Raw genomic sequence first — 19569 nt, 5'->3', positions numbered from 1 at the left:
CGGGCGCGGCGTAAGCCGGGCGAAGCGGAGCGTCAGCACTGAAAGGAGCTCGCGACATGCGAATCACCCAGGGAACCTTCTCCTACCTGCCCGACTTCACCGAGGAGGAGATCACCGCCCAGATCAACTACGCGCTGGATCACGGCTGGCCGCTGTCGGTGGAGTTCACCGACGACCCACACCCGCGCAACATCTACTGGGAGATGTGGGGGCTGCCGATGTTCGACCTGAAAGACGCCGCCGACGTGCTGCTCGAGGTCAACGCGTGCCGGGCCGCCAACCCGAACAGCTACATCCGCCTCAACGCCTACGACGCCAGCCTCGGCAGGCAGACAACGGCGCTGTCGTTCATCGTCAACCGGCCGGCGGAGGAGCCGGGCTTCCGCCTCGACCGTGCCGAACGGGCCGACCGGCAGATCGGCTACTCCACGTTCGCCTACGCCACCGAGCGGCCGAGCGGACAGAGGTACGAGTCGTCATGACCGCTTTCGGCTACCGCCCGGCACCCGCCGAACCGGAACCCGAGCCCGAGATCCTGAACCCGGATGCCGTCGTCGACCTCGCGGCGGCCCGGGCCACCTCGGGTGTCGACGAGGTGCTGGCCGCGCTGGATCGTGAGCTGGTCGGCCTGGAGCCGGTGAAGACCCGCATCACCGAGATCGCGGCGCTGTTGCTGGTCGACCGCATGCGCGAACGCTTCGGCGTGCAGGCTGCCCAACCCACCCTGCACATGTGTTTCACCGGTAATCCGGGCACCGGGAAGACCACCGTGGCCACGCGGATGGCTGACCTGTTGCACCGTCTCGGCTACCTGCGCCGCGGCCATCTGGTCAGCGTCACGCGCGACGACCTGGTCGGCGAGTACGTCGGGCATACCGCACCGAAGACCAAAGACGTCATCAAACGGGCGATGGGTGGTGTGCTCTTCATCGACGAGGCGTACTACCTCTACAAGGTCGAGAACGAGCGTGACTACGGCGGCGAAGCCATTGAGATCCTGCTGCAGATGATGGAGAACCACCGAGACGACCTGGTGGTGATCCTGGCCGGCTACGCCGACAAGATGGACCAGTTCTTCTCCGCCAACCCCGGGATGCAGAGCCGCATCGCCCACCACATCACGTTCCCGGACTACAGCGTTGGCGAACTCGAGGACATCGCCGGGTTGATGATCGACGGGCTGGGATACCGGTTCTCCGACGAGGCCCGCGGCGTGCTGCACCAGTATCTGCACCGGCGCCGCGACCAGCCGTGGTTCGCCAACGCGCGCAGCGTGCGCAACGCGTTGGAGCGGGCCCGGCTGCGGCATGCGCGGCGGCTGCTGGCGCACGCGGACACACCGGTGGGCCTACCGGAGCTGACCACGATCGAGGCGGTAGATCTGTTGGCCAGCCGGGTGTTCCAGACACGGGAGAGTGCATGACCACGAACGCGCGTTTGCGGGCCCTCGTCGAGGTAGCCGATACCGGTTCGGTGCGGGGGGCCGCCGAACGCCTGGTGGTCACCGAGTCGTCGATCTCGTCGGCACTGCGGGCTTTGAGTCAGGACATCGGCATCACGCTGGTAGACCGGCACGGCCGGGGAGTGCGGCTGACTCCGGCGGGTTTGCGCTACGTCGAGTACGCGCGGCGCATCCTCGGCCTGCACGACGAGGCCATCCTGGCCGCGCGCGGTGAGGCGGATCCGGAGCACGGTTCCATTCGGCTGGCCGCCGTGACGTCGGCCGGGGAGCTGCTGATCCCGGCGGCGCTCGCGTCGTTCCGGGCCGAGCATCCGGGGGTGGTGCTGCACGTCGAGGTGGCCGCGCGCAGCGCACTGTGGCCGATGCTCTCCCGGCACGAAGTCGACCTGGTGTTCGCCGGACGCCCGCCCGAGGAGTTGCGCAACAAGGTGCGGGTCCGGGCCATCAGCCCCAACACGCTGATCGTGGTGGGCTGTCCGTCGGTTGCTGACGGGTTCACCCCGGCCGGGGCCACCTGGCTGCTGCGTGAGCAGGGTTCGGGCACCCGCTCGACGCTGATGACGCTGCTCGAGGATCTCGACGTCGCACCGCCGCAGCTGGTGCTGGGATCGCACGGCGCGGTGGTGTCGGCCGCGGTCGCCGGCCTGGGCGTGACCCTGGTCCCGCGGCAGGCGGTGCAGCGCGAACTGGACTCCGGTGCGCTGGTGCCGTTGCCGGTGCCGGGCACGCCGATCAAGCGGCCCTGGCATGTGGTCAGCCAGCCGACCCCGCCGATGGCGACCGAGCTGCTGATCCAGCATTTGGTGTCCCACCGGGAGCTCGGCTGGCGGCAGGTCAGCGCGGTGCGTCGGGCCTCCTGATCTCCGCCGACACTGCAATCTCGCACGCGACACGCCCGCGGCAGGTGCGCGTAGTTGCAGTCTCGGGCGTGGCCTCAGCGCCGCAGCGTTTCCGAGGGCGCTTCGCCCCACCGCTTGCGGTACTCCACCGCGAAACTGCCCAAGTGGTTGAAACCCCAGCGCTCGGCGACCGCGGTCACCGTGACGCCGTCGGAGGGAATCGCATCCATCAGCTCCTCGTGCACGCGCTCGAGCCGACGCTCGCGGACATAGGTCATGGGCGTCATGTTGAGTTCTTCGCGGAATCCCTGCTGGATCGACCGGACGCTCATGTGCACCGCCTTGGCCAGGCCGTCCATCGTGATCCGCTCGGCCAAGTGGTCGTCGATGTAGTTCATCGCGTCGTGCACCACGGCGCGGCGCGGATCCGGCTGGGCCGGCTGCAGGAACTCCTCGTGATAGTTGGACGGCTGCAGTTGCAGCAGTGTGCTCATCACCAGTTCCTCGATCGCGCCGATGCCCTGGCCACGCTGGATCAGCGAACCGGGATGGAACACCTCGCTGTGAATCAGCTGCACCACGGTGTGCCAGCGCATCGCCGCTTCGGTCGCCAGGTCGAACTCGGGGTCGAACGCCAGCGGCTTGGTCAGACTGCGGCCGAGCAACCGGGTGAGGTGGGCCGCCATCGCCCGCTGTTCGATCCGGATCAGCAGTTGCGGCGAGTCGAGGTCGAACTGGACGCGCAGGGCCTCGCCCGGACTTGTCACCAGCGCCCGAATGGTGTTTGCCTCGAAGCTGTGGCCCCGGTGATCCACCAGCGCCCGCCCGTTCATCGGCATGTGCACCCCGAAGTACTGGCCCAGCGCCGGTATGTCGAGGGTGGCTGCCACATGGACGTCCAGGTACAGCATGCTGACGTTACGCAGCCGCACCCCGTGCATGGTCGCAGCAAACCCCTCGGCGTCTTCCGGACCGACATGCAGCGACAGCGGTGCCAACGCCTTGGCCATCAGTCGCACAGCCTCCGTCGGGTTCTCCGTGTAGAAGATCTCGTTGTCCGCCAGCGCCGGTGGCACGCCACGCGAGCGCACCTTGCGGCGCACCGGGTGCGCGGTCCGGCGGACATCGATGTACCCGAGCCGGGTTAGCCGCGACATCGCTTCCCGGTCCGGTAACCACCAGGTAAACCCCCAGGCAGTGGCCACCGCGAACGTGAATCGCGCACTAAATAATCGGTGGCGATCATGCAAGCCTCCCGTTCACCGTGCGCGCACCAACGCGCCTAACTCTTCGCAATCCTGACAGCTGCTGCGCGAAAGCGATAGGCAGAGTCCGAACCGGCGGCTAGCTTTGTGATCGAGACCACAGTCTTTGGGAATCGGGACCCAGCCCCCCGATTCGTTTGGAGGGTTTTCATGTCGGCAAACGGTCACGCTGTCGCACTGTCACCGGCCGACCGGCTGCGCGACCGGCTCGACGACCCCGCGGTCGCCGCGTCCCTCAACAACCTGCTCGACCACGCCGACCTGCTGGCAATCCTGGTGACCGGCCTCGACGGGCTGGTGCGGCGCGGTGACCAGATCAGTGATTCGGTGGCCTCGGCCGTCGACGAGCTGCGGGGAGCCTCGTTGACGGGATTGAAGGGAGTCCGGTCGGAGCTGGGGTCGGTGGACGTCCAGGCGCTGGCGACGAGCCTGGTGTCCCTGGCGTCGGCGCTGGTGGCCGCGGCGCCGGCGCTGCAGAAGATCCTCAATTCGCCGCTGGTCGATCCGCAGGCCGCCGACGTCCTGGCCGAACTGGGCCAGGCGCTGGTCGAGGGCAAGGCGGCGGCGGCGGCCGACCCGGGCGGGCCGAAGGGCCTGTTCGGCCTGTGGCGGGTCAGCAAGGACAAAGACATCAACCGCGGCGTGGGATTCCTGATTCAGGTAGCCCGCGCTTTCGGCCGGCAGTTGCCGAATTAACAAAGAGACATCCAGCCCAAACATTAATGTGGTCGCGCCCTCGGCGGCTATTCGAGAGGAGTTTCAATGGCTTCCGTTTTATGGTTTCAGGGCGGCGCTTGTAGCGGCAATACCATGTCGTTCCTCAATGCCGAAGAGCCCAATGTCGTCGATTTGATTGTCGATTTCGGGCTCGATCTGGTGTGGCACCCGTCCTTGGGTCTGGAACTCGGAAAGAATGCGCAGAAGGTGTTCTGGGACTGCGTCAAAGGCGAGCGACCGCTGGACATCTTCGTGTTCGAGGGCACCGTCATCGAAGCCCCCAACGGGACCGGGCGGATGGACATGTTCGCCGACCGTCCGATGAAGGACTGGGTCACCGACCTGGCCGCAGCGGCGCAGATCGTGGTGGCCATCGGTGACTGTGCCTGCTTCGGGGGCATCCCGGCGATGGAGCCCAACCCGTCCGGGTCGACGGGTCTGCAATTCCACAAGCGGGAGAAGGGCGGGTTCCTGGGGCCGGACTTCCGGTCCAAGATGGGCCTGCCGGTGATCAACATCCCGGGCTGCCCCGCCCACCCGGACTGGATCACCCAGATCATCGTCGCGCTGGCCACCGGCCGCGCCGGCGACATCACCCTCGACGAACTGCACCGGCCCGAGACGTTCTTCAAGTCGTTCACCCAAACCGGTTGCACGCGAGTGCAGTTCTTCGAATACAAGCAGTCGACGATGTCGTTCGGCGAGGGTACCCGCACCGGCTGCCTGTTCTACGAATTCGGCTGCCGCGGGCCGATGACCCACTCGCCGTGCAACCGCATCCTATGGAACCGCCAGTCCTCGAAGACCCGTGCCGGCATGCCCTGCCTGGGTTGTACCGAACCCGAGTTCCCGCACTTCGACCTCGCGCCGGGAACCGTGTTCAAGACCCAGAAGGTCAGCGGCATGATCCCCAAGGAAGTGCCCGAGGGCTCGGACCACCTCACCTACATGGCACACGCGGCGGCGGCCCGGATCGCCGCTCCGCAATGGTCCAAAGAAGACATGTTCGTGGTCTGACGACCAGCACATCCACCGCCCCGGTAGTGCTCGAAACTTATTGGAGGATTCATGACCGCGCTCGACCTGTATGTCAGCCCGCTGGGCCGCGTCGAGGGTGACCTCGACGTCCGCGTCACCGTCGAAGACGGTGTCGTCACCTCGGCCTGGACCGAGGCGGCGATGTTCCGCGGCTTCGAAATCATCCTGCGGGGCAAGGACCCGCAGGCCGGGCTCATCGTGTGTCCGCGCATCTGCGGCATCTGCGGCGGCAGCCACCTGTACAAGTCCGCGTACGCGCTGGACACCGCCTGGCGGACACACATGCCGCACAACGCCACCCTGGTGCGCAACATCTGTCAGGCGTGCGAGACCATGCAGTCGATTCCGCGCTACTTCTATGCGCTGTTCGCCATCGACCTGACCAACAAGAACTACGCCAAGTCCAAGCTGTATGACGAGGCGGTGCGCCGCTTCGCTCCCTATGTGGGAACGAGTTATCAACCGGGAGTAGTACTTTCGAACAAGCCCGTCGAGGTGTACGCGATCTTCGGCGGCCAGTGGCCGCACTCCAGTTTCATGGTCCCCGGCGGGGTGATGTGTGCGCCGACACTGTCCGACGTCACCCGGTCCATCTCGATTCTCGAGCACTGGAAGGACAACTGGCTGGAAGGTCGCTGGCTGGGCTGCAGCGTCGACCGCTGGCTGGCGAACAAGACCTGGGAGGACGTGCTGGCCTGGGTCGACGAGAACGAGTCGCAGCACAACAGCGACTGCGGCTTCTTCATCCGCTACTGCCTGGACGTCGGCCTCGACAAGTACGGCGCCGGTGTCGGCAACTACATCGCCACCGGCACCTACTTCGACCCGCCACGCTACGAGAACCCCACCATCGCCGGGCGCAACGCCGCGCTCATCGGCCGCTCCGGCGTGTACGCCAAGGGGCAGTGGTACGAGTTCGACCAGGCCAACGTCCGCGAGGACGTCACCCACTCGTTCTACGAGGGCAGCCGGCCGCTGCACCCGTTCGAGGGCGAGACCATCCCGATCGACCCCGAACAGGGCCGCAAACAGGGCAAGTACAGCTGGGCCAAGTCACCGCGCTACGCCGTCGGCGACCTGGGCAACATCCCGCTGGAGGCCGGTCCGTTGGCCCGCCGGATGGCCGCCGGTGGTCCCGGCGCCGCCGCGCACCAGGACAACGACCCGCTGTTCGTCGACATGTACAACAAGATCGGGCCCAGCGTCATGGTCCGCCAGCTTGCCCGCATGCACGAAGCGCCGAAGTACTTCAAGTGGACCCGCGATTGGCTCGACCAGTTGAACCTCAAGGAGAGCTTCTACTCCAAGCCGATCGAGCATGCCGAGGGGATGGGATTCGGTTCCACCGAGGCTGCGCGCGGTTCGTTGTCGGACTGGATTGTGCTCGAGGACAACAAGATCAAGAACTACCAGGTGGTCACGCCCACCGCCTGGAACATCGGCCCCCGGGACAGCTCGCAGGTGCTCGGCCCGATCGAAAGCGCTCTGGTCGGCTCGCCGATCGTGGACCCGGAAGACCCGGTGGAATTGGGCCACGTGGCGCGGAGTTTCGACTCGTGCCTGGTGTGCACCGTGCACGCCTACGACGGGAAGACAGGACGCGAGTTGTCCAAGTTCGTCATCAACGGGATGGTGTGATCCTGACTGCCTTCGATTGCGGCCTCGGGTCCGACAGCGATCACGACTTTCAGCCGCCGGGATGCGAGGTCCTGGTCGTCGGCTGCGGCAACCTGTTGCGCGGCGACGACGGAGTCGGACCGGTCCTGGTCCGGCACCTGTGGGAGCGGGGCGTCCCCGAAGGGGGTCGCTTGGTCGACGGTGGCACCGCGGGAATGGACGTGGCGTTCCAGATGCGCGGCGCTCAACGGGTGGTGATCATCGACGCCGCGGCCACCGGTTCGGCCCCCGGCACCATCTTCAAGGTGCCGGGTGAGGAGTTGGCCGACTTGCCGCCACTGCAGGGCCTGCACACGCATTCGTTCCGGTGGGACCACGCCATCGCGTTCGCGCGCTGGGCGCTCGGCGACGACTGCCCGACCGATATCGCCGTCTACCTGATCGAGGTCGCCGGTGTGGAACTCGGCGCTGACCTGTCTGAACCCGTCGAGGCGGCCATGGAACTCGTCATCGACCGGATCGAGACCGAATACTTCGCCGGCCTGCGGCCGGTGGCGGACAGCGAGGTCACCGTCGAATTCACCGCGGACGGCTATCTGCGCCTGGACGCGTCGCTGGCGGCGAGCCGGTTTCCGTCCGATGCGGTGGTCGCGGTGCTCCGCGACGGGGAGCTGTGGCTGATCCCGTTGCGGGGCCCACGCAGCGGCGGGCTGTTGTTGAAGCAACGCAATCCCGCCGGTGACCGCTCGCTGCTGATCCGCGAGGTGATCGACGGACGTGTCGGCGTCACTGGTGCATATTGGGACGATGCACAGAAGTCGCTGCGAATCCCCTTGCAGGACGTGCCGGAGCTGCCAGGGTGATTCTGATGGCTGAGCGTCCGACCGACGGGGGGCAACAGGAGGAGCCGGTGCGCCCGCCGACGGTGGTTCGCGCCGACAGCTCGGCCGACGAGGCACTGGACGTTCAGACCGTAGTCGTGGAAGACCACGGCCGGTGGGCGGTGGAGATCATCGTAGTGTTCGCCGACGGAGTGGTCCGCCGGCGCATCGACACCCACCACACCAAGCGGCGCGCCGAGATATCGGCGAGCCTGATCAAGCGCGCCGCCGAGCGCAATATCCGAGGACCGATCAATGGGTGAACGACATGACCACAGCGCCTGAGTTGGCCCGAGCGGTGACGATCGCGGCCAGGCCGCAACCGCTCGGCGCCTTCCCCCTGCCGCTGGGCTATCTGCTGATTCCGGCGGGTGCCGAGAACGTGCGTACGGCATTGTTGGACGGCAATGAGCCGGACGTGTGGCCGGAAGAGCTTCGGGGGCTTGAATTTGCCCATGGCGGCGACGTCGAAGCGGCGCTGGCACACCTCACCGCTGAGGATCCCGTCACCCGCTACAACCGGTTCGTGCTGCAGCCCGAAGGCGTCGACACCGACACGTTGCGCGCCGATCTGGGCCAATTCGGTGTGCTGGTGGACCTGGTGCTGTTCACCGTCGGCCGGCGCGACACCCCACCCGATGCCGACGGCGTCACCGGCGAACTGGCCGCCGTCGTCCTGTCGGCACAAGCGAGTCATGCGCTGCTGCAGGCCGATTCGGCGACCGCGCTGGCCTTGCTGGAACGTGCCGCTGCGGCGGCGGCACCGGTGTCGCGGTGTCTCGAGGGCGTTATGGTCGGGGCGGCCGGGTCGATCTGCCGTGACCTCGACGATCCTTCGGCCCAACAACGTCTCGAGCGCGCGGTGCGGCTGCTCGACGGCGCCGAAGGCCTGCGCATCGCACGCGCCGAACTGCACCTCACCATCGCGGGGCTGATACATGAACGGGCGCAGGACAATCCGGGACTGCTGGCGCAGGCGATCCCGCACTACCACTCCGCACTGCAACTGGTGCTGCGTGACGAGGCGCCGCTGCTGTGGGCGTCCGCGCACGCCAACCTCGCGACCGCCTATTTGACAATGCCGATGGTCGAGGCGTCCGGCCAGCTGCGCCTGGGTGTCGCGGCGCAGTCGTTGCGGTCGGCGCTGAAGGTCTACACCCCGGAGCAGCATCCCGAGCAGTGGGCCAGCGTGCAGCTCAATTTGGCTAACTCGCTCGTCTATACGCCGTCCAAGCATCAGGCCGACAACCTGATGGAGGCGGTGGAACTCTACGAAGGTGTCCTTGCGGCCCGCGACCGCCACACCGATCCGCAGGGCCGGGCCAGGGTGCTGGCCAACCAGGGCAATGCCCTGGCGCACCTCGGCATGTTCGACCAGGCGAAAGCCAAGCTGTACGAGGCGCGTTTCCTGTTCGAGGAGCAGCAGGACCACGACTCGGTGCGAGCCGTTCGCGGCGTGCTCGACGAAATCGCCCGGCAGCTCACGCTGCTGCGTGCCGGGGCGGACCGATGACCACCGTGATCGAGCCCGGTCTGGAGCAACTGGCCAAGCGGGTCGACGACGCGGTCGCCGCGCTGGCCGACCTCGACCCCAAAGCCCGCGCCGTGGCCGAGGAACTCAAGTCCGCGCTCGAAGCCGTGCATCGTGCCGGTCTGGTGACCATGGTGCGCCGCATGCGCGAAGACGACGCGGCACGCGCGGTGTTGTTCGAGTTGGTGGACGACCCGGTGGTGCACCTGCTGCTGTCGCTGCACGAGATCATCCGACCGGATCCGGTCACCCACGCCAACCGGGTGTTGGTGTCGGTGCGGCCGCAATTGCAGAGCCACGGAGGCGATGTCAGCCTGGTCCGGGTCGAGGACGGCACCGCCTATGTGCGGCTGGAAGGCGCCTGCAACGGCTGCTCGATGTCGTCGGTGACGCTGCGCAACCTGGTGCAGGAGGCTCTGGTCGGGGGCGTCCCGTCGATCACCGAAGTCGAGGTGCTGCCCAACGAGCCGTCACCGACCTTGATCCCGCTGGAGGCCCTGCGCCTGGGCCCGTCCCGGGACGGCTGGGCCAAGCTCGGGTCCGCCGCCGATGTTCCCGACGGCGAGGTCACCGTCCGCAGCCTGGTGACCGATGCGGGGGAGGGAGCCGAGGTGCTGGTGGTCAGCGTCGAGCACCGGCTCTCGGCGTACCGCAACGAATGCGCCCATGAGGCCATGCCGTTGGACAACGCCATCCTGGACCTGGAGAACGGCACCCTCACCTGCCCGTGGCACGGCTTCTGTTACGACGCCTCGTCCGGGGAATGCCTCAGTGCGCCGGGCGCACAACTCGAACAACTGCCGCTGCGCGTCGACAACGGAGACGTCTGGGTCCGAGTACGCGGATGAGCCGCTACACGGTCCGGCGCAATATCACCGCGTTTCCGCCGCGCGCCGAACCGATCGCCACCACCGACCTCAGCGGCGGCTGGTCGCCGGACGTCTGGTTGGGCGCCCCGGCCCCCGGGGGCCTGAGCCTGCCGGCGGCGAAACCCACGATGGCGTGGATGTATTCGCCGCGCGGTGTGTTCCTGGGCGACGAGCATCTGGTGGTCGCGGACTCCGGTAACCATCGCGTGCTGGTGTGGCACGGCATCCCGTCGCAGGACGAGCAACCGGCCGACGTGGTGCTGGGCCAGCCGGACGGCCACAGCGAAGGTCGCGCGGCCTGCGGTCGCGGCCCCGAACGCGGCATGAACCTGCCTACCGGGGTGCTGGTACACGACGGGCGGCTTGTCGTCGCCGACGCCTGGCACCATCGAATCCTGATCTGGCACACTGTCCCCGAAACCAGCGACGTCGCACCGGATGTCGTGCTTGGACAGCCTGACGGGTCCGCGGTGGAGCCGAACGCCGACGCACAGTGTTGTGCCTCGTCGTTCTACTGGCCGTTCGGCATCGCGGTCATCGGCGACACGTTCTGGGTGGCCGACACCGGCAACCGCCGAGTGCTTGGTTGGCGCAACGGGATTCCGGACCCAGGCCAACCCGCTGATGTGGTCCTGGGTCAACCGACCGCTTGGCACCGTGCGGAGAACAGGGGAGAGGCGGCCGGTCCGGCCAGTTTCCGATGGCCCCACGACATCGCTGGCCGCGAGGATCTGTTGTTGATCGCAGATGCCGGAAACCACCGAATCCTGGGCTGGTCGCCCGCCCCCGACACCGACCGTCCAGCCGACATCCTGCTGGGTCAGCCGAATTTCACCAGCGCCGAGGAATGGCCCTACGGGCCGCACACCGGCGACCGCTTCCGGTTCCCCTACGCCATCAGCCTCACCGATGATCGGCTGGCCGTCGCCGACACCGCCAACAACCGAATCCTGTTGTGGGACGGGGTATCCACCGACGGCCGTGCGGCAGATTACGTCCTGGCGCAACCGGGCTTCGACGCCAACGGCGAGAACCGCTGGACATCGGTGCAGCGTGACACCTTGTGTTGGCCGTACGGTCTGTCGCTGCACGGTGACCGACTTGCCGTCGCGGACTCGGGCAACAATCGGGTTGTGCTCTGGCGGCGGCGGTGAGACCGCGAATCGTGCAGACCGATGGGCAGATCGGGTTCTTCTGGGCGACTCCTGGTGGAAAACGCACCTCCCTTCAGGCGCTGGTGTCCGCCGACGAAGAGGCCGACCGGCTGGTCGCCACCCATTTGGAGGCGCTCGATGACGCGTTGATCGTCGCCGCGGAGCGGTTCGGCGAAATACTGGGCGGGGGAAGGGGTCCTGCGGGCGCGGACGAGCGCGACGATCTGGTCGATCTGCACCGCGCCCTGGACCGGTTGTGCTTCGAGTACGCGGCTGCCGCCGAACCAGCCGGAGTGAAGCCTGATCTGCGGGCCGGGAAGATCATCGGGACCGCCGCGCTGTTCTCGATCCGAGCGCGCCAGCCGCTCGGCCTGTTGGGCCCGGCACCACTCGACGACCAACTCGACGAGCCCTCCCTCGGGGTGGTGGGCGGCTTCGGGGAAATGCAGCAGGTGGATCCGGCGCGGCCCTGGCTGGGCGGCCGTTGGGTGCTGCGCACCGAAGCGGGGCAACGCTTTCCGCTGACGCTGTCGATGCTCATGTTCGACAGTTCGGGGGTGAACAAGGACGCCGCCCGCAAAGAGCATCTGGAGGCGTTGCAATCGGTCATCGCGGCGGCACAGCGCGCGGAAGCCGATCCGATGGCCGTCACCTGCGCGGTCGACTGGTTGCTCTACGACTGGCTGATGGCGCACCGCGACGGACCCGACAGCGCCGAGATCGTCTTCCCCAAGGGTCACGAAGGCGACGCCGGCGTCGTGATCGCTGCAGCCGCCACTTCGGTGACGGCCAGGGCGACGTTCGACCCCGGTCTGGTGGGCCCGGGCTGACTTGGCACTCTCAATCACCAAGCGAATCCCCCGATTCGGGGTTAAGCCGGTGAGCGTCACACGCGCAAGCTGTCAGGCGTGGACTTCTCCATCCTGATCATGGTTCTGGCGGCCGTCGCGGGGGCCGTCGCGTTCGAGGCGGTGGTCGGTTTGGCCATGACCGTCATGGCCAAGCAGAACCAGTCCGAACCGGACGACGCTGCGGTACTGAGGCGTTAGCGCCGTGGCTGTGTGGTTGCTCATCGCGCTGCCGTTGACCGGCGCGGCGGTGTTGTTGCTGGGCGGCCGGCGTTCCGACACCTGGGGGCACGTGCTCGGAACCGCGACCGTTGCCGCTTCGTTCTGTTGGGCTGCGGTACTTTTCGCCGACCTTTGCGGGCGCGCGGCGTCCGGGCGCGTCATCGGTGAAACGCTGTTCACCTGGGTGCCGTCGCTGAAGGTGGACTTCGGCCTGCAACTGGACGGGCTGAGCGTGTGCTTCGTGCTGCTGATCACGGGCGTAGCTGCGTTGATCCACCTTTACTCGATCGGCTATCTGCGCGAGGATCCGGACCGCCGTCGGTTCTTCGGCTACCTGAACCTTTTCGTGGCCGCCATGCTGCTGCTGGTACTGGCCGACAATTACCTCGGCCTGTACTTCGGTTGGGAGGGAGTCGGTTTGGCGTCCTATCTGCTGATCGGCTTCTGGTCGCACAAGCCGGCGGCCGCCACCGCCGCCAAGAAGGCATTCCTCGTCAACCGGGTCGGCGACGTCGGACTGGCGCTGGCGCTGATGGTGATGTTCACCCAGTTCGGAACCATTTCGTACGCAGGGGTTTTCGCAGCGGTGCCGACCGCCGCCCAGTCGACTGTGACCGCGATCGGGCTGGCCCTGTTGCTGGCCGCGTGCGGCAAGAGCGCCCAAGTCCCCCTGCAGTCCTGGCTCGGTGATGCGATGGAGGGCCCCACGCCGGTCAGTGCGCTGATCCACGCGGCAACCATGGTCACCGCCGGGGTGTACCTGATCGTCCGTTCGGGCCCGGTGTTCGACCTGGCGCCCGTGGCGCGGACCGCAGTGGTGACGGTCGGCGCAGTGACCCTGTTGTCCGGCGCCGTCATCGGCTGCGCGAAGGACGACATCAAGGAGGCCCTGGCCGCCTCGACGATGTCGCAGGTCGGCTACATGGTGCTCGCCGCGGGCCTGGGGCCCCCGGGCTACACGCTGGCGATCATGCACCTGCTCACCCACGGTTTCTTCAAGGCCGGCCTGTTCCTGGGGGCCGGATCGGTCATGCACGGCATGAACGACGAGACCGACATGCGCCGTTACGGGGGTCTGCGAAAACATATGCCGATCACGTTCGCCACTTTCGGGCTCGGCTATCTGGCGATCATCGGGGTGCCGCCGTTGGCGGGATTCTTCTCCAAAGACGCGATCATCGAAGCCGCGTTCGAGGCCGACCGGCCGCTGGGGCTCGTGACACTCCTCGGTGCCGGGATCACCGCCTTCTACATGACGCGCGTCATGATCATGACCTTCTGCGGCGAAAAGCGTTGGTGCCCCGGCACTCATCCGTACGAGTCCCCACCCGTCATGACCGTGCCGATGCTGGTCCTGGCCGTCGGCTCGGTGGGCGGCGGGGCGGCGCTCGCTTACGGCGGGACCCTGCAACGCTGGCTGCAACCGGTGACCGGCCCCGCCGACGCCGCAGAGTCACATCAGGCCATACCCGGGTGGGCGCTCACCGCGGTCACCCTGACGGTGCTCGCCATCGGCGTCGTCGTGGCGGTGGGCAAGTACGCCACCCGCCCGGTGCGGACAACCGCGTCGGAGTGGGCTTCGGGTGCGGTGATCGCCGCGCGCCATGACCTGTTCGGGGACAGCATGAACGAGGCGGCGTTCATGCGGCCGGGTCTGCGTCTGTCGCGGGCAATGGTCGGCGTGGAGCGGGTGGGCATCGACGGCGTCGTCGAAGGGATCGCCCGGGTGATCGGTACGGCGTCGGCGGGTGTTCGGCGGGTGCAGACCGGCTTCGCCCGGTCTTATGCACTGACCGTCTTCGGCGGCGCCACCGCCTTGCTGTTGAGTGTCGTCCTGGGGAGTTCGTGGTGATCCTGACTGCATTGTGGCTGGCGCCGCTGGCCGGGGCGATGCTGGTGGCGGCGGTGCCGGCCGCCCGTCCGGCGGCGGCCAAGTACACCGCACTCGGCAGCTCGGCGGCGGTTCTGGCGATCGCCGGCGTGCTGGGGGCGCGCTTCAATCCGGCGGATCAGGAGTATCAGTTCGTTGAAAGGCATTCGTGGATAAGGTCATTCGGAGCCGGCTACATCGTCGGCATCGACGGCGTCGCGATGGTGCTCGTGGTAATGACGGCGGTTCTGATGCCGCTGTTGTTGCTCGCCGGGTGGAACGACGTCGGCCGGCCCGGTGTTTACCTGGCACTCATGCTGGTCACCGAGTCGATGATGCTGGTCGCCCTGGTAGCGCTGGACGTGTTGCTGTTCTTCGTGTTCTTCGAGGCCATGTTGATCCCCATGTACTTCCTCATCGGGCGGTACGGGGGAGCCGGCGCGCCCCGGGCGGCCGTGAAGTTCCTGTTGTTCAGCCTCTTCGGTGGGTTGCTGATGCTGGCCGCGCTGATCGGCCTGAATCTGGCCACCGGAACGTTCGATTCACGCGCCATCGCCACCGGACTGTCCTCGGGCGACATGGCGGCCCACCCGGGCGTGATGCACCTGCTATTTCTCGGTTTCCTGTTCGCCTTCGCCGTCAAGGCGCCCCTGTGGCCGCTGCATACATGGCTGCCCGGGGTGGCGGCCGAGGCGACACCGGTAACCGCGGTGCTGATGATGGCCGTCGTTGACAAGATCGGCACCTTCGGCATGCTGCGCTATTGCCTGCGGCTTTTCCCCGACAGCGCGGTCCTGTTCCGGCCGTTCGTGATCGCGCTCGCCGTGATCGGCATCATCTACGGCGCGCTGGTGGCGATCGCGCAGAGCGACATCATGCGCGTGATCGCCTACACCTCCATCAGTCACTTCGGGTTCATAGTGCTGGGTGTTTTCGCCATGACCAGCCAGGGACAATCCGGCGCGGCGCTGTACATGGTCACCCACGGCCTGGCCACTGCCGCGCTGTTCCTGATCGCCGGATTCCTGGTGTCGCGTAACGGGACTCGACTCATCGCCGACTACGGCGGGGTTCAGCAGATGGCACCGGTGCTGGCCGGGACCTTCCTCGTCGCCGGCATGGCCTCCCTGGCGTTGCCGGGCCTGGCGCCCTTCGTCAGCGAACTGCTCGTGTTGGTCGGCACTTTCGACCGATATCCGGTGTTCGCCGTGCTGGCGGTGACGGGAGTGGTCTTGTCGGCGATCTACATGCTGTGGCTCTATCAGCGAATGATGACGGGTCCCCGGCGGGGCGACCTGCGCGACCTGTTGCCCCGGGAGTTGACCGTCGTCATGCCGCTGTTGGCCATGCTCATCGTGCTGGGGGTGTATCCCAAACCCGCTCTGGACGTCATCGCCCCGGCGATCGCGCATGGTGTCGCCGGCCACTAGGGGCCGGGTCGTGGCGACCGGAGTCTGCAATTCGGGTGGTGTGGTTGCCGGGACTCGGTCGCGGTCTTGGACCAGACGTTATCCTGCCCGTCCGTCGTTCGGATTCGCCTTGCCGGCAATAACCTGACGCAGCAGCGAATCGACGTCGTCGTCAGAAACCTCGGGCACCTGCGTCAGCATGCCGATCCACGGTGAGCCGGCAACATCCGCGGAGGATGTGCTTGCGGCGCCACCGCTTTCGCGCGCTGCGCCATCCAGCTCCGCCGCATCGGCGAACGCGGTCTCGACCAAATGTTGGGCGAGCTCGTCGATCGTCGGGTATTCCTGGGTGAGCGTGGGCGAAAGTTCGCATCCCAGCCAAGTTTCCAATGCCGAGATCAACCGGATGGCACGGACCGAGTCCAGCCCGTAATGCGCAAACGGTAGGGATGTGTCGACCTCGGCTCCTGATAGTTCGAGCTCCCGAGAAAGATTGGAGACGAACCAGGTCGCGATCTCGGCCGCGTTACGCGACGCGGGCCTCGGTGTCTGTCCGGCGCACAACGGGGCGGCGGCGGGCGCTGCCGCCGGAGCGGGGTCGTGCAGGGCCGGCGCGTGCCACTCGGCGAACACCTCGAGGGCGCCGTCAAGGAAACGCATTCTACATTCACTCCGCCGGATCTTTCCGCTCGACGTCGTTGGGATCCGCAGCGGCTCAACCAAAATGACGGACGACGCTTGCACCTCATGGTGCTCGGTAACGGCGGTGCTGATCGCGTCGATGACCGCGTGGGCCCCGCCCTCATGAATCCGCTGGCGGTCGATCTCCTGCACCACAACGAGTCGTTCGGCGTCATTCGACGGTGACGTGACCGAGAAGGCCGCCCCGCGGCCACGCAGCAGCGCCGAATGGCTCGCCTGCACCGTGGCCTCGATGTCTTCGGCGCAATAGTTTCGGCCCCGGATGATGACGAGATCCTTGAGCCGCCCAGTGCAGAACAGCTGGCCTTCGATCTGGAAACCCAGATCCCCCGTACGCAGGTACGGCCCCCGTTCGCTGTCGGCGAGGAAAGCCGAGAAAGTCTCCGCCGTCTCGACCGGCTTGCCCCAGTAACCTTCGGCGACGCTTCCGCCGGAAAGCCAGATCTCCCCGACTTCGCCGGTCGCGCAAGGTCGCCGGGTCGTCGGGTCGACGATCACGATCTCATGGCCGGGTTGCGCGTGGCCGCAGCCGACCAACTGGGTGGCGGCCGGGTCCTTCATCGGGACTTCAGCCACACGGTGCTCGCGCAGGGCGACCCTGTCCACATATCGCACTACCGGCACAGCCCACTCCGGCCTGCCGGACGCTAGTACTGTCGACTCCGCCAACCCGTACTGTGGTTTGAACACTTCCCTTTGGAATCCGGCGGGGCCGAAAGCTTCAGTGAAGCGCTCAATGGTGGCGGCCCGAATCGGCTCCCCGCCGCACATCGCCGTCGACCAATTCGACAGGTCGAGGGCCGCGCGCTCTTCCCGGCTGCTGCGTTCGACGCAGAGATCGTAGGCGAAGTTCGGAGCGGCGGTGATCGTACCCCGGTAACGTGACAGTGCTTCCAGCCACCGCATCGGGCGCTCGATGAACGCCTCCGGGGGCATGAGGAAGCAAGTGGCGCCGACGTTGATCATTTCGAGGATGCTTCCGATGAGGCCCATGTCGTGATGCAGTGGAACCCAGAACACACCAACCGCGTTGTCGTCTGCGCGTCCCCACGCGGCGCCGATGAGGTCAAGGTTAGCCAACACGTTCCGATGTGAAATCATCACGCCTTTAGGCGCTTTCGTCGAGCCTGAGGTGTACTGCAAGAAAGCGAGCGCAGTCGCGCCGATCTGGGGCGCGACCCACTCCGATGCGGCGTCGGAGAGGATGCTGTCCACCGCATACCACTGCAGTGAACTCCCTTCCGCCAATCCATCCACCACTGGCTTGACCTCGGCTTGCAGCCGCGCTGTGGTGAGCACGAAGCGTGCCCGCACATCCGCCACGATCGACGCGACCCGCCCGATCACCCGGGTGCGAACCGGTGGATGCACCGGCACCGCGACGGCCCCGGCGTACACACACCCGAAGAACGCGACGATGAAGTCCAAACTCGTGTGGCACAGCACCAATACGCGTTCACCTGCAGCGCCCTGTCTTTGCAGTACGCCGGCGACAGCTCGAGCCTTGAGGTCCAGGTCGCGATAGGTGAGCTGGCTATGTTCCTCGCCACCAGGGTGAAAACGACAATAGTCGAACGCAACTTTGTCTTGATAGCTTTCGGCCCTTTGCCGCATCAAGTCCAGCAAAGTCAATGGTTCTGCAAACCGGCTGTCTCTGAGCATCTGACCGCCTTGCTCCGATCTCGTTGTGGTGTGTTTTCGTGGGATGGGAAGTTGCTGTCTGTCGGCATCCCGCGGCAGACGGCTGATGCGACGCCGGGTGGCCGATCATCGGGGAGGTCGGTCATCGTGATACTGCCGCCCATCAGCCGGACCGACTCGTGCTAAGCGCACTTTCCAATATGTCGGCGGTGCCGGCCACGCTGTCGGCGGGTTTGCTCATCCGGGTGGCGATTTCGCGGGCCCTCTTCTCATGCTCCGGTGTGAGGATCGCGCTCAAGTCGGCGACCAGCGATTGCTGCGTGGTGGACGAAAAGCTGCGAGCAGAGCCGACTTTGAGCCGCTTGACCGCAGCTCCAAAGATCGGCTGATCAGAAGTGAACCAGAGGATCAAGGTCGGCACTCCGGCCCGCAAGCTCGCAGCAGTGGTACCTGCCCCGCCGTGGTGCACAACCGCCCGGCAAGCCGGAAATACTGCCGCGTGGTTGACCGCGCTTACCACCTTGACGTGGTCGCAACGTGGGATCCGGACGGAATCATTTTCGGCGGTGCAAATCAGCGCCCGTTCACCCAACTGGTCGCAGGCCGCGCTGATCATGGCAACCGTGTCCGCCGGCGATTTGATGGGTCTGCTGCCGAATCCGAAATAGATCGGTGGCGAACCGGAGGCAATCCAAGACGCGACCTCGTCATCGACTTCGGTTGGCAGCTCCATCGTGAGCGCACCGACGAAGGGCCATCGCCCAGCCCATTCGGTTGCCAGACCTGGAAATAGCAGCTCGTCGTAGGCCTGGATCTCGAGTGATCCCCGATCGCCGTGTCGCCGCCACCCGGAGCCGGCCGCCGCGGGCAAACCCAATGCGCGGCGTTGCGCGGCTTCGGCCTCGCTGGTCATACGCCAATACATCCACCAAGCCGTCGAAAGCGCGCCGCGACTCAGCGGAGCCGGTAGCCACGGGAGGAGTCGGCTGTTGACCTGCAGCGGGACAAAGTTGAGCATGGCAACCGGGATGTCATAGTGCTCACCGACATTGGCGGCGATCCCTGGGTACATCCAGCTCGACACAATGAGATCGGCTTCCGCTGCAAGAGATGTCAAGGTTGCGCTCATCTCCGCCCAGCCCTTGGAAATAAAGTCTCTGCCGCTGCTTACGAATGTGTTCGGCTTCCTAAGCTTCTTCCAGAAGTCACTGGCGAAATTGTCATCCTGTTGCTTGCGCGAGTCCGGCCCGTAGGGGACCACCGGAAGCCCGAACGACTCGACAAAGCCAAGCATGTTGGGCGGGGCGGCCATTCGCACGTCGTGCCTGCGTCGCACCAGTTCCTGCGCGATTGCGGTGCAGGGCTCGACATCGCCCCTGGTTCCGTAGCAGGCAATGACAAATTTCATGACGGTTGACCGCCTTTCGCGTAGCAGTCCGGGGCGGCGGTCGGTCGCTTGTTCAACAAGCCGGCACAGCTGGACCAGCAGATGTCAATTGGCGAT

At 66.4% G+C, this 19569-nt stretch carries 18 protein-coding genes; 15 read left to right on the top strand and 3 right to left on the bottom strand.

Going from position 1 to position 19569, the window contains the following annotated elements; translation table 11 throughout:
- The first annotated feature begins 56 nt into the window (after positions 1-56).
- From AC5Y7D_RS01440 to AC5Y7D_RS01430, 3 genes are read left to right on the top strand one after another with little or no spacing between them, the layout of a single operon-like run.
- A complete protein-coding gene (locus AC5Y7D_RS01440) occupies positions 57-482 on the top strand; it encodes a ribulose bisphosphate carboxylase small subunit (RefSeq protein WP_499920793.1) in 426 nt (141 codons plus the stop codon).
- Complete coding sequence (gene cbbX / locus AC5Y7D_RS01435; RefSeq protein WP_499920792.1) at positions 479-1423, top strand: CbbX protein; 945 nt, start codon at positions 479-481, stop codon at positions 1421-1423. Before AC5Y7D_RS01440 ends, cbbX begins: the two co-directional genes overlap by 4 nt.
- The gene (locus tag AC5Y7D_RS01430; protein ID WP_499920791.1) at positions 1420-2322 is read left to right on the top strand and encodes a LysR family transcriptional regulator; all 903 of its coding nucleotides are present in this window, start codon (positions 1420-1422) and stop codon (positions 2320-2322) included. Before cbbX ends, AC5Y7D_RS01430 begins: the two co-directional genes overlap by 4 nt.
- A 74-nt stretch (positions 2323-2396) precedes the next feature.
- Here AC5Y7D_RS01430 and AC5Y7D_RS01425 read toward each other — a convergent pair whose 3' ends face one another.
- Complete coding sequence (locus AC5Y7D_RS01425; RefSeq protein ID WP_499920790.1) at positions 2397-3506, bottom strand: AraC family transcriptional regulator; 1110 nt, start codon at positions 3504-3506, stop codon at positions 2397-2399.
- A 210-nt stretch (positions 3507-3716) separates the two neighbouring features.
- On the opposite strand from AC5Y7D_RS01425, the gene AC5Y7D_RS01420 reads away from it, so the two are divergent.
- The 12 genes from AC5Y7D_RS01420 to AC5Y7D_RS01365 all read left to right on the top strand — a co-directional run bounded on the left by AC5Y7D_RS01420 (position 3717) and on the right by AC5Y7D_RS01365 (position 15743).
- Positions 3717-4262, top strand: coding sequence for a DUF1641 domain-containing protein (locus AC5Y7D_RS01420; protein WP_499920789.1), 546 nt, complete (start codon positions 3717-3719; stop codon positions 4260-4262).
- A 66-nt stretch (positions 4263-4328) separates the two neighbouring features.
- Positions 4329-5300: an NADH-quinone oxidoreductase subunit B family protein gene (locus AC5Y7D_RS01415; protein WP_499920787.1), complete on the top strand. Its 972-nt coding sequence runs from the start codon at positions 4329-4331 to the stop codon at positions 5298-5300.
- 51 nt (positions 5301-5351) lie between these two features.
- Positions 5352-6959: a nickel-dependent hydrogenase large subunit gene (locus AC5Y7D_RS01410; RefSeq protein ID WP_499920785.1), complete on the top strand. Its 1608-nt coding sequence runs from the start codon at positions 5352-5354 to the stop codon at positions 6957-6959.
- A 71-nt stretch (positions 6960-7030) separates the two neighbouring features.
- On the top strand, positions 7031-7801 hold the full coding sequence (locus tag AC5Y7D_RS01405; protein ID WP_499920961.1) for a hydrogenase maturation protease: 771 nt from the start codon (positions 7031-7033) through the stop codon (positions 7799-7801).
- A gap of 5 nt (positions 7802-7806) precedes the next feature.
- Positions 7807-8082 carry a hypothetical protein gene (locus tag AC5Y7D_RS01400; RefSeq protein ID WP_499920783.1) on the top strand — a complete coding sequence of 92 codons (276 nt, stop codon included), beginning with the start codon at positions 7807-7809 and terminating at the stop codon, positions 8080-8082.
- Between the two features lie 5 nt (positions 8083-8087).
- A complete protein-coding gene (locus AC5Y7D_RS01395) occupies positions 8088-9332 on the top strand; it encodes a hypothetical protein (protein WP_499920781.1) in 1245 nt (414 codons plus the stop codon).
- Positions 9329-10198: a NifU family protein gene (locus AC5Y7D_RS01390; protein ID WP_499920779.1), complete on the top strand. Its 870-nt coding sequence runs from the start codon at positions 9329-9331 to the stop codon at positions 10196-10198. Before AC5Y7D_RS01395 ends, AC5Y7D_RS01390 begins: the two co-directional genes overlap by 4 nt.
- Entirely contained in the window at positions 10195-11373 is a 1179-nt protein-coding gene (locus AC5Y7D_RS01385) for an NHL repeat-containing protein (protein ID WP_499920777.1), read from the top strand. The genes AC5Y7D_RS01390 and AC5Y7D_RS01385 overlap by 4 nt, the downstream gene beginning before the upstream one ends.
- Positions 11370-12203, top strand: a complete 834-nt coding sequence (locus AC5Y7D_RS01380; RefSeq protein WP_499920775.1) for a hypothetical protein — start codon at positions 11370-11372, stop codon at positions 12201-12203. Before AC5Y7D_RS01385 ends, AC5Y7D_RS01380 begins: the two co-directional genes overlap by 4 nt.
- Positions 12204-12281: 78 nt before the next feature.
- Entirely contained in the window at positions 12282-12422 is a 141-nt protein-coding gene (locus AC5Y7D_RS01375) for a hypothetical protein (protein ID WP_499920773.1), read from the top strand.
- Between the two features lie 10 nt (positions 12423-12432).
- On the top strand, positions 12433-14295 hold the full coding sequence (gene nuoL, locus AC5Y7D_RS01370; RefSeq protein WP_499920959.1) for an NADH-quinone oxidoreductase subunit L: 1863 nt from the start codon (positions 12433-12435) through the stop codon (positions 14293-14295).
- On the top strand, positions 14289-15743 hold the full coding sequence (locus AC5Y7D_RS01365; RefSeq protein ID WP_499920771.1) for an NADH-quinone oxidoreductase subunit M: 1455 nt from the start codon (positions 14289-14291) through the stop codon (positions 15741-15743). The genes nuoL and AC5Y7D_RS01365 overlap by 7 nt, the downstream gene beginning before the upstream one ends.
- Positions 15744-15821: 78 nt before the next feature.
- On the opposite strand, the gene AC5Y7D_RS01360 is transcribed toward AC5Y7D_RS01365, so the two are convergent.
- Together AC5Y7D_RS01360 and AC5Y7D_RS01355 are read right to left on the bottom strand one after the other, a co-directional pair.
- Positions 15822-18038, bottom strand: a complete 2217-nt coding sequence (locus tag AC5Y7D_RS01360) for an AMP-binding protein (RefSeq protein WP_499920769.1) — start codon at positions 18036-18038, stop codon at positions 15822-15824.
- 190 nt (positions 18039-18228) lie between these two features.
- The gene (locus tag AC5Y7D_RS01355; protein ID WP_499920767.1) at positions 18229-19473 is read right to left on the bottom strand and encodes a glycosyltransferase; all 1245 of its coding nucleotides are present in this window, start codon (positions 19471-19473) and stop codon (positions 18229-18231) included.
- Between the last annotated feature and the right edge of the window lie 96 nt (positions 19474-19569).

Source organism: Mycobacterium sp. NGS49 (genome assembly GCF_059812565.1).
The sequence above is the reverse complement of the archived record's forward strand: the minus strand, read 5'-3'. Positions and strand labels throughout refer to the sequence as shown.